This window comes from Rhizobium sp. BK591, from assembly GCF_014195045.1.
Lineage (GTDB): Bacteria > Pseudomonadota > Alphaproteobacteria > Rhizobiales > Rhizobiaceae > Rhizobium > Rhizobium anhuiense.
Genome location: NZ_JACIAZ010000004.1, coordinates 491,444 through 503,563, shown reverse-complemented (window position 1 = coordinate 503,563; position 12,120 = coordinate 491,444). Strand labels below are relative to the sequence as shown.

Sequence of the window (12,120 nt, the reverse complement as noted above, 5' to 3'; positions counted from 1 at the left end):
GATCGAAAAAGGAATCAGAGATGAACAAGCCGCTTTCCGCCCATGATGCGCTGATCTACGTGATGGTCATGGCATCCGCCGTCGACAGCACGATGAACGACAGGGAGATGACAAGGATCGGCCAGTTGATCGGGTTCCTGCCGGTTTTCCGGGATTTCGACGACGACAAGCTGATTTCGGTGGCGCGCGACTGCGCCGCGCTGCTGGCCGGGCCGGAAGGCCTCGACGTCGTGCTCGAAACCGTGCGCGACACCCTGCCGGTAAAGCTTTACGACACGGCCTATGCGCTGGCCGTCGAAGTGGCCTCCGCCGACCTTTCGGTCAAGGCGGAAGAATTGCGGCTGCTCAGCCTGCTGCGCGACCGGCTCGGTCTCGACAAGCTCACCTGCGCGGCGATCGAGCGCAGCGCGATTGCGCGCTTCCGCAAGGGCTGAGCGCGCGCAGTTCGGACCGCGGCGTCAATAGAGCCCGTAGGGGAAATACCGCAGATAGATTTCCTGAAGACGGCCGTTGCGCGACAGCGTGGCGAGCGCGTGGTCGATGGCCGCCGTCAGCACGCCATCCTTCTGCCGCAGCATGATCGTCATGCCCTCGCCGAGGAAATGTTCGGAGAGATAGGGACCGTCGAAAAGCGCGCAGCATTTGGCCGAAGCCGGCGAAGAGACCCAGAAGGAAAGCTGCAGCGCATCGGCGAAAGCGGCATCGACCTTGCGGTCCTTGAGTGCCGCCAGCAGGGCGTCCTTGGTGTCGAAGGCTTGCGCCTTGATCGCCGGGAAGAAGGCGGCCAGCATCGCCTCATGCACCGTCCCCCGGACGACACCGACCGGATGGCTGGAAAGGGCGGCAGCCGTCTTGCCGTCGAGCGGCACGGCGAGATTGCGCACGAAGCGCGCCGGCAGCATCAGATAGGGTCGGGAGAAGACGAATTGCCGGCGCAGCTCCGGCGTCACGGCAAGGCCGGCAATGACGGCATCGCCCTGCGAGGCGGCAAGCGCATCCTTGAGGTCGGCGAAGGGGATCGCCTGGATCTGGCACTTGTCCGAGATCTCCAGCTCGCTGCAGATTTCGCGGGCGAGGTCGACATTGAAGCCGGAGAGCTTGCCGTTCTGATCGGTGAAATTGAAGGGCGGGAAATCGACCGACGTCAGGAAGCGCAGGCGCACCAGCGAGGAGAGATCCGGTCTCGCAAGACGTTCGCGCGCATCGAAAAGCAGCGGCAGCGAGGGCGATGCCTGCTGGGCGGATGCGGCAAGGCTCGAAAAGAGCGCTGGCAAAAACAGGCCGAACGCGAAGAAAACCTTCAGAGTCAGGGATGCCAGCTTGGATTGCGTCATCGTGATCTTGATCTCGGGGCTCAGTGGGAAGCGTTGCGGCGAGATGTATCAGAGTCATGCGTGGCGGGGAATATGTGTGGGAGTGGGGGAGCAGAATGACAGTCGCGTCGGCACACCCGCCTCGCCCTTCGAGGCCGGCGGAGCACCTCAGAATGAGGCTCTGTTGCATGCCGGTTCCGAGGCTTGATCCTGGGTGCCATGGCGCGCAGCTCTTGCCCCTAAAAATTGCGGGCATCCGCGCCGCCGTGTTAGCGCGGAATTAAAGAATATCGCCTTTTATTTGTTGCGACGACATCGGACCCCGCCAGCCGATCGCATGATGCACGCGTCAGTCCAAACCTATCCTTGAACCGCAATATTGAAGCAGTCCTTTCTGCAGCAATTGATTTCAAAAGCACCGGGCGCGCGACACGCCCCGTCAATCGGGTGACATTTCCATGCTGAAGCATCTGAAAATCCGCACAAAAATCATCTCGGTCGTGGCGCTGCTCGGGCTGATCACGATGGCCGGGCTGATCTACGTCATCTCCGAGTTCCGCCGTGCGGACGCCGCCTACAGCGCCTTCATCGATCATGAAGCGCAGGCCTCGATGCTGAGCGCGCGCGCCAGCGCATCGGCGGTGGCCTCGGTGCTGCAGGTAACCCTGATTGCCGACATGAAGCCCGATACGCCGGCATTCCAGACGGCGCTCGCCACGCCGAGCAAGCTGCCGCAGGCGCGTGACCGGATGAAGCAGGCGCTGGCGCTGGTGCCCAGCCGCAAGGCGGCGATCGATGAGATCCAGGCCGGCATCGACGAAATCGAAATCCTGGCAAACAAGATCATCGAACAGAGCAAGGCCAAGGACAGCGCCGGCGCGCTTTCGAATGTTGCCCTGATCAATGCCAAGCTCGATGCCCTGACGCCGAAAATGATCGCCAACAATGATGCGATGATGGCGATGCTCAATGATGGCGGCGATGCGCTCTCGGCTTCCGTCAACGGGCGGATCGTCCTCTGCCTCGTGCTGATCGGCATCGCCGTTCTCATTGCCGTCGGCGTCAGCGTGGTCGTCGCCCAGATGGGCATCGCCGGCCCGATGACGCAGCTGCGCCAGCGCATGACGCGGCTTGCCGAAGGCGATACGACAAGCGAAGTCAGCGGCCTCGACCGCCGCGACGAAGTCGGCCAGATGGCAAAGGCCGTCTCGATCTTCCGCGACAACGCGATCGAACGGGCGGAGATCGAGGCGCGCGCCGAAACCGACCGTAATGTCAGCGATGGCGAGCGGCGCGAACGCGAGGCGCAGAAGGCCCGCGAAGCATCCGAACTCGAACGCGCCGTTGCCGCACTCGGCGACGGCCTGCGCCGCCTTGCCGCTGGCGATCTCGCCTCGCATATCGACGAGCCCTTCGTCGCGCATCTCGATGCGCTGCGTGAGGATTTCAACAATTCGGTCGAGAAGCTCAACGAAACCATGCACACGGTCGGCGCCAATGCCCGGGCGATCGGCGCCGGCGCCAACGAGATCCGCTCGTCCGCCGACGAACTTTCCCACCGGACGGAACAGCAGTCGGCCTCGGTCGAAGAGACGGCAGCGGCCCTCGAAGAGATCACCACGACGGTGCGCGACGCCGCCAAGCGTGCCGAGGAGGCGAGCCAGCTCGTCGCCCGCACCCGCCTCGGCGCCGAGAAATCCGGCGAGGTCGTCCGCAAGGCGGTCTCCGCCATGCAGCAGATCGAGAAGTCCTCGGGCGAAATCTCCAACATCATCGGCGTCATCGACGACATCGCCTTCCAGACCAACCTGCTGGCCCTGAACGCCGGCGTCGAAGCGGCGCGCGCCGGCGAAGCCGGCAAGGGCTTTGCGGTCGTCGCCCAGGAAGTGCGTGAACTCGCCCAGCGCTCGGCCAATGCCGCCAAGGAGATCAAGGGGCTGATCACCAATTCCGGCACGCATGTGCAGACCGGCGTCTCGCTGGTCGGCGAGACAGGCAAGGCGCTCGATGCGATCGTTGCCGAAGTGCAGGAAATCAACCAGCATGTCCACGCGATCGCCGAAGCCTCCCGCGAACAATCGATCGGGCTTCAGGAGATCAACACCGCCGTCAACACCATGGATCAGGGCACCCAGCAGAATGCGGCGATGGTCGAGGAATCCACCGCCGCCAGCCACAGCCTCGCCACCGAAGCGGCGGCGCTGAACAATCTGCTCGGCCAGTTCAGGCTGACCGGCACAGGCGGCTTCACCGCCAGCGCGCCGATCCCGGCCGCAGCACCGCGCGTGGCCCCGCGCCCGGCGGTCAGGGCAGCCCCGATCCGCGTCGCCAAAGAAGGCACCGCCCGTCCGGCCGCCTCGCCGGCCCGCGCGCTCGGCCAGAAAATCGCCAACGCCTTCGGCGCCGGCAGCAGCACACCATCGTCAAGCCCAGATGCGGACTGGACGGAATTCTGAGCCGGTCAAAACAGGCATTGGAAAGGGCGGCTGCGGCCGCCCTTTCCTTTTAGGTATCGTCTAAGCCGGCCGCCAGCCGACCTCGACGAGGATGTTTCCGGGCGCCGTGCAATAAAACAGCCAGCCGCCGCGCATGGCGGCCGGCGGGCCGGACAGATCAGCACCGGCAGCCGCAAGCCCGGCATGGACCGCATCGACATCCGCCCTCTCGGGCAGAATGAAGCCGATGTGATAGGTCTGGCGCCCCATTTCCACCTGATCGGCGGTGCCGAATTTTGCGATTGCGTGGCTGAGGACGATTTCGAGGCCGGTATCGTCTTCCAGGATCGCGAGGCCGTTCTGACCGCGCATATCCTTAAGCTTCAGACCGAAATGGCGGATGAAGAAATCCGCCGTGGCAGCGACATCGGGAACGTGGAAATCGAGATGGTTCAAGCGCATGACAGTCTCCGTTCGAAAAAATCCCGGGACTGCCTTTTTGCCGTCTCCGCACGCCGCCGGGATCCCGCATCTTGATGCGGATCACGTCGCGGGTTCTCGTGCCATGGCACGGAGCAGAGCTTCCCCAGAGCGTTTAACGCTCGAAAGGAAGGGACCGGGCTTACCTCAACCGATCCTGCCTTTTTCGACGATGCCGATCTAGCAGACGGCACCGGTTTCGGCAATGGATGGGTCGGCGCGTCTGGAGGAACGGGATTCTCACCCTATTATCCATAGGTGGACGTCGCGTCCGGCCGCTCGATCACGACGTCCCCCGGGGTGCTTCCCAAAGGATTGAAGAGCGGCATGGGCATTCGTGTCGGGAACTCTCTCCGGCAAGGGGTAGAGTGACACTATTCACGGCATTGGGAGGGATGGACATGAAACCTGCAATCATCGGCCTTGTCGGCACGCTCGTTCTGGCAGGATGCAACACCGTCAGCTACAACGGACCGGGCCTCGAACCCATCCCCGGCAGCATTACCTATAGCGGCCAGCCGCGGACCAAACTCACCAAATCGCCGGTTGGTTCCGCCTTTCCGCATGATTTCATCGACCAATACGGCCGGCAGGTGGAGGAAACGTACATCATCCAGTCCGACCGGAGCCTGATCATCGCGCACCGGCAATATAAGCCGATCCGCTTTTTCGGGGATTAGGCCTTGGTCGGCGTGGTTTAGATACATCGCCCAGACGGTTTAGAGGCCATGGGTCTGGATCAAGTCCGGGGTGTCTTCGGCAAGCGCGCCGACCGCCGCTTGACGGACTTCGAGTCTGGATTTCAGTCCGAGCCGGATCAACCCGTCAGGGCCAGCCAATCACCGATCGTTTTTCCGTAACGCCGCGTGGAGCGGATGGCCGGAGCCGGCCGCTGTTGGGTTGCCACCGTCCTTCGGATTTCACGCGGGCTCAGCTTGAATTCGTGGATGAAGGCGCGCGTAAAATTGGCGGCGACCTCGAAACCGGCGGCTTCCGCGATTTCTGAAATCGGCCTGTGGTCGGCCGGATTGCTGAGATCCGCATAGGCCTGCAGCAATCGCCGCTTGCGAATATAATTGAGCACGCCTCCGTTCGCCTCAAACAGCTGGTAAAGCCGCGTACGCGAAATCCCCAACGCGCGGCACATCATGTCCGGTGTCAAGTTTTCCGAATGGAGATTGACGTGAATGTAGCGGTGCGCCCGCTCCATCAGTCCCATGTTGGCCTGGTTTTGACCGGTATCAGTCCTTGTGGACGATGCGGCGCCCGCAACGACCATATCGCCGATGGTTTGGATGATCCGGGGCACTTCCTCTATCGTCAGATTGCCGAGGTTCGTTTCGAGGCCCGTGAGATAGCCCGTGAGCAACTCGGCGTGGCTGCCCGAAAGAACCGTGTTGCCGGCGCTCTGGAGAAGGCCCGCATCGCGAGCCAGCAGCTCATACGGCAGGAACACGAGCAAAGCTTCGGTATCGGTCATCCGTCCGCGATAGGGGCTGCCGAGAGACATGAAAAATATCTCGCCGGCACCGGTCTCGGTGACACGACGGTTGACCTCGGTCCAGGCCTGGCCGCTGCGCTGCAGGCCGACGTTCCAATGGTCGATGGGGCTCGATCGAAGCATGGCCTGATCGCGGATATATCTGTGGGCATGCGCACGCTGCTGGACGACCAGGATATCGCCGAGATGCCAGCCGATCTGCTCTGCGAGGAACCCGTCTTCCGGTGATTTTCCCTCCGGCAGATGAACATCCACGAGCGGCGCCATATGTGCCCGCCAAGCCTCGAATTGTTCTGCCGGCGGCAGGTCCTGCGTCGAGAATCGCAGCGGCACGAGTGCAGGGGAGGCATGGAGTGGGCGTTCCTTGCGCATGGCCGGTTCACGCGGCCATCGCCGCCGCTCCATATGCGCCGGCCGTTCCTGTTCGGCGGCAGCATCATCGTCGGATTCAGACCCTGTAGCCATCCAATTCCTCCAGCGCATAACCCGACCCGAGCCATGAAAATTGAGAAAAGCAATTGTTTTTGCGGCTGAAATCTCCGCAGAACTACGTCTGAAAACGCGGAAGTGCTCGAAAAGTATCCTCCATAAGTTGTTTACCATATTCCTTTTCGCTCTGAAATGTACGGAGCGATAATTTCCAGGACGTGAGGATAACGACAATTGCCTCCCTTAGCTGTATCTAAATAAACATCGGTTCTTTCCAAAAGAAAAACCGGATGAATAAAATATTCGCCTGATCGAACGACTTAGTGTCGCGGCATGTCGAAGTAAAGATCGAAGATTTCATAGCAAAATCTGAAAACACGGGAGGTGGTCGTGAACTATCTTGGTAAGATTCGTGCGCGCTCTGTTCTAACTTCGGCTCGTGATGCAAAGTACCCATCCGGAACATCTCGTACTCTCAAGAGAATTCTTGTCACCGGTGGTGCAGGTTTCCTCGGATCCCATCTGTGCGAGACGCTTTTGGCCGCCGGACACCAGGTGATCTGCCTCGACAACTTTTCCACCGGCATGCGGCGCAATATCGCCCATCTGAAGGGGGTCGATCGCTTCAATGTCATTGCCCACGATATCGTCCACCCGCTCGATCTGGAAGTCGACGAGATCTATAACCTCGCCTGCCCGGCATCGCCGCCGCATTATCAGGCCGATCCGATCCATACGACAAAGACCTGCGTGCTGGGCTCCCTCAACCTTCTGGAGCTGGCCGCGCGCACCGGCGCACGCATCCTTCAGGCATCCACCTCCGAAGTCTACGGCGACCCGAACGTCCACCCGCAAGTCGAAAGCTACTGGGGCAACGTCAATTCGTTCGGGCCGCGCTCCTGCTATGACGAGGGCAAGCGGTGCGCCGAGACGCTGTTCTTCGACTTCCACAACACGCACGGCGTCGAGATCAAGATCATCCGCATCTTCAACACCTACGGCCCGCGGATGCGTCCGGACGACGGCCGCGTCGTCTCGAATTTCATCGTTCAGGCCCTGACGGGGCAAGACATCACGATCTATGGCGACGGTTCGCAGACCCGCTCGTTCTGTTTCGTCGATGATCTCATCGGCGGCATGGTCCGCATGATGGCCTCACCGTCGTCGCTGACGGGGCCTGTCAATCTCGGCAATCCGGGCGAATTCACGATCCGGGAGCTGGCCGAGCAGGTGATCGGATTGACCGGCTCGCGGTCGCAAATCATCCATCGCGCTCTGCCGGTTGACGATCCGCGTCAACGTCGCCCCGATATTTCGCTTGCCATGCAGGAACTCGACTGGCGGCCGAAGATCGAGCTGTCGAGCGGCCTGCGTCAGACGATCGACTATTTCGATGGCCTTCTCACCCGTCCGGCACGCGAACTGGAGGCGGTCTGATGGATGCGCCCCGGGTCCTTGTCACGGGCGGTGCCGGCTATATCGGCAGCCACACCGCCAAGCTCCTCCGCTCGGAGGGGATTGAGCCTGTCGTCTACGACAATCTCACGACCGGAAACCGTTCCTCCGTGCGCTGGGGCCCTTTCGTCGAAGGTGACGTCCTCGACTCGTCATGCCTGATCGAGGTCATCGAGAAATATGCTCCCGATGCCGTCATCCACTTTGCCGCCTCGGCCTACGTGGGCGAGTCCGTGCAAAACCCAGCGAAATATTACAACAACAATGTCGGCGGTGCGTTGTCGCTTATCGATGCCTGCCGGCAGACCGGGCTTCGGAACGTCATCTTCTCATCGAGTTGCGCCGTCTACGGCGTCCCCTCGGTGCTGCCGATCGATGAGACGTTGCCGAAGGCTCCGATCAATCCCTACGGCAAGACCAAGCTTATCGGCGAGCATATGCTCGCCGATTATGCGGCGGCCTACGGCCTGCGGTATGTTGCCCTGCGTTACTTCAATGCCTGTGGCGCCGATCCGGACGGCGATCTTGGCGAATGGCACGTTCCGGAAACTCATCTCATTCCGCGGGCGCTGCTGGCCGCGGCCGGCCGGATTCCGCATCTGGAGATATTCGGCGATGATTACGATACTCCCGATGGGACCTGCATAAGGGACTATATTCGCGTCGCAGATCTCGCGCGCGCCCATGTTCAGGCCTTCACCCATCTCGCCAAAGGCGGAGCAAACCTCGCTGTCAACCTCGGCACCGGGCGGGGTTTTTCCATCAGGGAAGTCCTGCGCGTGATCCAGGAAACGACCGGATGCGCAGTCCCGGTCGTCATCCATCCGCGCCGGCCGGGCGATCCACCCAGCCTCTACGCCGACGCCAGCCTGGCCCGCGAGACGCTCCGCTTCCAGCCTCGTTATTCCGACCTCCAAACCATCGTGCGGACAGCGGCTCCGTTCTTCGGACTGGAGGCGCGCGCGTGACCGAACTTGCGATTACCCAAGCGACGCATGCTCCGGAACTCTCCCACGAGCCGCTTCTTGTCCCGGTTCTGACCGGACATCGGCGGGCCGAATATCTGTTCTCGGCGGCCGTATGGCTCTGCGCCTTCGCCTATTTCTGGATCTGGTGGCTGGAGCCGCGCCATCACGTCGATGCTTTCGGGACAATTACGGTGAGCCTCGTTCTTGCCTGGGTGACCGCTCTGCCGGCCTATTTCATCGTCGTTTTCTATCGGGCGGCAAGACCGAACGGCCCCTTGCGCCTGCCGGCGGGCAGTCGCGTGGCCATGGTCGTGACCAAGGCGCCGGCGGAACCCTTCTCGGTCGTCAGTGAAACCCTGCTGGCAATGCTTGCCCAGGAGGTGGAACACGACACCTGGCTTGCCGACGAAGACCCTTCCCCCGAGACTCTCGACTGGTGCTCCAGGCACGGGGTCTTCGTCTCGACCCGCAAGGGGCGATCCGATTATCATCGGACGTCGTGGCCCCGACGCACGCGGTGCAAGGAGGGCAACCTCGCCTTCTTCTACGACCAATGCGGCTACAACCGCTACGATTTCGTGGCGCAACTCGATGCGGATCATGTTCCCGCGCCCGACTATCTCTTCCACATGCTGCGTCCGTTCGCCGATCCAAAAGTCGGCTATGTCTCGGCCCCCAGCATTTGCGACAAGAACGCTTCCGAAAGCTGGTCGGCACGTGGAAGGCTCTATGCCGAGGCCAGCATGCATGGCTCGCTCCAAGCCGGTTACAATGGCGGCCTGGCGCCGCTGTGCATAGGCTCGCACTACGCGGTGCGTACCGTCGCCCTCAAACAGATCGGCGGCCTCGGTCCGGAGTTGGCTGAAGACCATTCGACGACATTGATGATGAATGCCGGCGGCTGGCGGGGTGTGCATGCGCTGGATGCCATCGCCCATGGTGACGGCCCCAGAACCTTCAGCGATCTCGTGACGCAGGAATTCCAGTGGTCGCGCAGCCTGGTCATGGTGCTGTTGCGGTACTCGCCGAGCCTGGTCGGCCGGCTGCCGCGGCGGCTCCAGTTCCAGTTCCTCTTTTCGCAACTCTGGTATCCGCTTTTTGCGTTCTTCATGTTGCTCATGTTTGCGCTGCCGATCATCGCGCTCGTGCGCGGCCAGAACTTCGTGACGGTGACCTACCCCGATTTCCTGGCGCATTTCGCACCGCTTTCCATCGCTCTGGTGGTGATGGCTTATCGCTGGCGCGCCAGCAACTCGTTCCGCCCCTACGACGCCAAGATCCTGAGCTGGGAATGCATGCTCTTTCTCTTCGCGCGCTGGCCCTGGGCGCTCGCCGGCACGCTGGCTGCGGTGCACGATTTTGTGACAGGCTCCTTCGTCGATTTCCGCGTCACGCCGAAAGGGCGGTCCGAAGTCGATCTGCTGCCGGTGCGTGTCCTGGCGCCCTACGCTTTGCTGGCGCTCATGGCGGTATTGCCCGCCCTGGCAATCGACGATGCCGGCGCCTCCAAGGGGGGTTACTTCTTCACCGTCCTGAACGCGGCAATCTACTGCGCGCTGCTGTTGGTCATCGTCGGGCGCCATTCGAAGGAAAATACGGTTGCGGCGGCCCCGCGTTTCTACCGTCCGGCGATGGCGACCGCGCTTGTTGCGCTCGTCGCGCTGCCGGGGGTTGCCACCATCATGCGCGGAAAGGATGCGACCGAGGCACTCGCCTGGGGCAGCGGCCGCCTTCAGCTGTTCGAAGAGCGCTATGCCGTCTCCGGTGCAGGCCGGGGCGGGACCGCGCTGCGCACGATCTTTTTCAAACCACGATGGATTTCCGATCCGGAGGAGATCCAACTGAGAACCGATGCCGCTCACCCGGACGTGCGGCCGAGCGTGGAGGAACTACACAATGCATAGCCCATCCAAAATAGCCCTGTTGTCGTTAACCGGCCTGTTGCTATCGGGAGTCGCGGTGCTGCCGACCGCTCTGGGCAGTTCTGCCGAAGGGCAGCCGCTTGCCATGACGACATCGTCCATCGCGCCGCCGACCAAAATGCCGGTTGTCACGAAGGAGTCGATCACGTTCGGCGCCTATGATCCGCACGGAGATTTGGGCGCCTCGCCCGATTCGAAGATCGAACACCTCTTCCTGCCCTGGGAAGATGTCGATCTGCGCACGCTCGTCCTCGCCGACAATTATGCGCAAGCGCGTGGTCGCACCCTGCTGATCTCGGTCGAGCCCTGGACCTGGTCACGCGATTGGCGCCAGACCTCGCAGGAACTACTGCACAGCATCCTGGACGGTTCGCGCGATGCGAACATGGCCGCGGTCTGCTCGACCGCTGCCACGCTGAAAAGTCCGGTCATCATTCGCTGGGGACAGGAAATGGACGAAACCGACAGCCAGTTCTCCTGGTCGCATTGGCAGGGCGCCGATTATGCCAAGGCCTATCGCCGGATGGTGGAGGTCTGCAAGGTCCACCTGAAGACGGCCAAATACATGTGGTCACCGAAGGGCAATGAGGGGCTTCAGGCCTTTTATCCCGGCAGTGATGTCGTCGATATCATCGGCCTCTCGGTCTTTGGCCTGGAGCAATACGACAGGGACAAGACTGGCCGTGACCAGACGTTTGCCGAGCACCTTGCGCCCGGATACGCCCGTGTCGCGGGTTACGGCAAGCCCATCATGGTTGCCGAACTCGGCTACGAAGGCGACGATTCCTTCGTGCGAAACTGGGCCGAGAGCGTAACGAAACGCTATCCGCAGTTCCCGGCGCTCAGCGCCGTCATCTACTTCAACGACCGTGAAGTCTATCCGTGGCCGGACGGTTATGGCCGCCCCGACTGGCGGCTCGTCCACGAAAGCATCAATTGAACAGAAGGAACCTGAACATGTCCATGCTTCAAAAAATGTTCCTGGCCGTCGCCCTGACCAGCGGTATCGCTACGGCTGCGTCCGCTGCCGCAACCAATGAGCCTGCGGGGATCGAGACGGCAAAGCCGATGAGCAGCGCGGAAATCTATCAGCTCTACAACCAGAATTCCTGGATGTGGAAAGCCGGCGCCGGCTACTTCTCCGCGAAGGCGCGTCGCTTTACCGCCTGGTCGCGGGAAAATGGCTCGCCATCCTTCGGCATGGGCCGCTGGTTCGTCACGGAGTCGGGCAAACTCTGCTTCAACGCCGACTGGCACGCCAAGACCGGAACGGCGACGGCAATCACCTGCTTCAGCCACCGCAAGAAGGGCGGCCTGATCTATCAGAAACGCGAACCGGACGGTCAATGGTACGTGTTCAAGAGCAGACGGACACAAGCCACCGACGAATTCGCAAAGCTTCGCCACGGCGACTACGTGAGGTCTCAATTGGGGAGAATTGAGACGAGCGTCAGTAAGACCAAATAAAGGCGAAGCTAGGGGTTGCGCGCGGCCGAGGCGCCATCTGTTTCCTTGTAGGAGCCGGTGCCTGCGCGCAACCCTTTTCATAAAAGATCGCGAAGCGCCTTCGGCGCCGGCAGCAGCACGTCGCCGAGCCAGGATCCCGACTGATGCTCT

Annotated in this window: 11 protein-coding genes; 8 read left to right on the top strand and 3 right to left on the bottom strand. The window is 61.8% G+C overall.

Annotated elements, in window-relative coordinates:
- The first annotated feature begins 20 nt into the window (after positions 1-20).
- A complete protein-coding gene (locus tag FHX10_RS20625) occupies positions 21-434 on the top strand; it encodes a tellurite resistance TerB family protein (RefSeq protein WP_025570278.1) in 414 nt (137 codons plus the stop codon).
- Positions 435-458: 24 nt separating this feature from the next.
- On the opposite strand, the gene FHX10_RS20620 is transcribed toward FHX10_RS20625, so the two are convergent.
- Positions 459-1,334: a transporter substrate-binding domain-containing protein gene (locus FHX10_RS20620; protein WP_047617030.1), complete on the bottom strand. Its 876-nt coding sequence runs from the start codon at positions 1,332-1,334 to the stop codon at positions 459-461.
- Between the two features lie 437 nt (positions 1,335-1,771).
- Here FHX10_RS20620 and FHX10_RS20615 point away from each other — a divergent pair, with 437 nt between their 5' ends.
- The gene (locus tag FHX10_RS20615) at positions 1,772-3,769 is read left to right on the top strand and encodes a methyl-accepting chemotaxis protein (protein WP_183844909.1); all 1,998 of its coding nucleotides are present in this window, start codon (positions 1,772-1,774) and stop codon (positions 3,767-3,769) included.
- A 60-nt stretch (positions 3,770-3,829) separates the two neighbouring features.
- Here the strand turns inward: FHX10_RS20615 and FHX10_RS20610 are convergent, their stop codons facing one another.
- On the bottom strand, positions 3,830-4,210 hold the full coding sequence (locus FHX10_RS20610; RefSeq protein WP_183844908.1) for a VOC family protein: 381 nt from the start codon (positions 4,208-4,210) through the stop codon (positions 3,830-3,832).
- Positions 4,211-4,629: 419 nt separating this feature from the next.
- On the opposite strand from FHX10_RS20610, the gene FHX10_RS20605 reads away from it, so the two are divergent.
- A complete protein-coding gene (locus tag FHX10_RS20605) occupies positions 4,630-4,908 on the top strand; it encodes a hypothetical protein (RefSeq protein WP_184390113.1) in 279 nt (92 codons plus the stop codon).
- Between the two features lie 137 nt (positions 4,909-5,045).
- Here the strand turns inward: FHX10_RS20605 and FHX10_RS20600 are convergent, their stop codons facing one another.
- Positions 5,046-6,194: a helix-turn-helix domain-containing protein gene (locus FHX10_RS20600; RefSeq protein WP_097594930.1), complete on the bottom strand. Its 1,149-nt coding sequence runs from the start codon at positions 6,192-6,194 to the stop codon at positions 5,046-5,048.
- Between the two features lie 354 nt (positions 6,195-6,548).
- Here FHX10_RS20600 and FHX10_RS20595 point away from each other — a divergent pair, with 354 nt between their 5' ends.
- From FHX10_RS20595 to FHX10_RS20575, 5 genes are read left to right on the top strand one after another with little or no spacing between them, the layout of a single operon-like run.
- Positions 6,549-7,595, top strand: a complete 1,047-nt coding sequence (locus FHX10_RS20595; RefSeq protein WP_047617267.1) for a UDP-glucuronic acid decarboxylase family protein — start codon at positions 6,549-6,551, stop codon at positions 7,593-7,595.
- The gene (gene galE, locus FHX10_RS20590; protein ID WP_184390110.1) at positions 7,595-8,581 is read left to right on the top strand and encodes a UDP-glucose 4-epimerase GalE; all 987 of its coding nucleotides are present in this window, start codon (positions 7,595-7,597) and stop codon (positions 8,579-8,581) included. Before FHX10_RS20595 ends, galE begins: the two co-directional genes overlap by 1 nt.
- Entirely contained in the window at positions 8,578-10,485 is a 1,908-nt protein-coding gene (locus FHX10_RS20585; protein ID WP_183906140.1) for a glycosyltransferase family 2 protein, read from the top strand. The genes galE and FHX10_RS20585 overlap by 4 nt, the downstream gene beginning before the upstream one ends.
- A 19-nt stretch (positions 10,486-10,504) precedes the next feature.
- Entirely contained in the window at positions 10,505-11,443 is a 939-nt protein-coding gene (locus FHX10_RS20580) for a glycoside hydrolase family 26 protein (protein ID WP_183906165.1), read from the top strand.
- A gap of 17 nt (positions 11,444-11,460) precedes the next feature.
- Positions 11,461-11,970, top strand: coding sequence for a DUF995 domain-containing protein (locus tag FHX10_RS20575; protein WP_063474739.1), 510 nt, complete (start codon positions 11,461-11,463; stop codon positions 11,968-11,970).
- Positions 11,971-12,120 lie beyond the last annotated feature (150 nt).

Bases quoted from the DNA above. Each gene is read 5' to 3' on its own strand.
- galE (WP_184390110.1), top strand. From the start codon at position 7,595: ATGGATGCGCCCCGGGTCCTTGTCACGGGCGGTGCCGGCTATATCGGC.
- FHX10_RS20610 (WP_183844908.1), bottom strand. From the start codon at position 4,210: ATGCGCTTGAACCATCTCGATTTCCACGTTCCCGATGTCGCTGCCACG.
- FHX10_RS20620 (WP_047617030.1), bottom strand. From the start codon at position 1,334: ATGACGCAATCCAAGCTGGCATCCCTGACTCTGAAGGTTTTCTTCGCG.
- FHX10_RS20575 (WP_063474739.1), top strand. From the start codon at position 11,461: ATGTCCATGCTTCAAAAAATGTTCCTGGCCGTCGCCCTGACCAGCGGT.
- FHX10_RS20615 (WP_183844909.1), top strand. From the start codon at position 1,772: ATGCTGAAGCATCTGAAAATCCGCACAAAAATCATCTCGGTCGTGGCG.
- FHX10_RS20605 (WP_184390113.1), top strand. From the start codon at position 4,630: ATGAAACCTGCAATCATCGGCCTTGTCGGCACGCTCGTTCTGGCAGGA.
- FHX10_RS20625 (WP_025570278.1), top strand. From the start codon at position 21: ATGAACAAGCCGCTTTCCGCCCATGATGCGCTGATCTACGTGATGGTC.
- FHX10_RS20600 (WP_097594930.1), bottom strand. From the start codon at position 6,194: ATGGCTACAGGGTCTGAATCCGACGATGATGCTGCCGCCGAACAGGAA.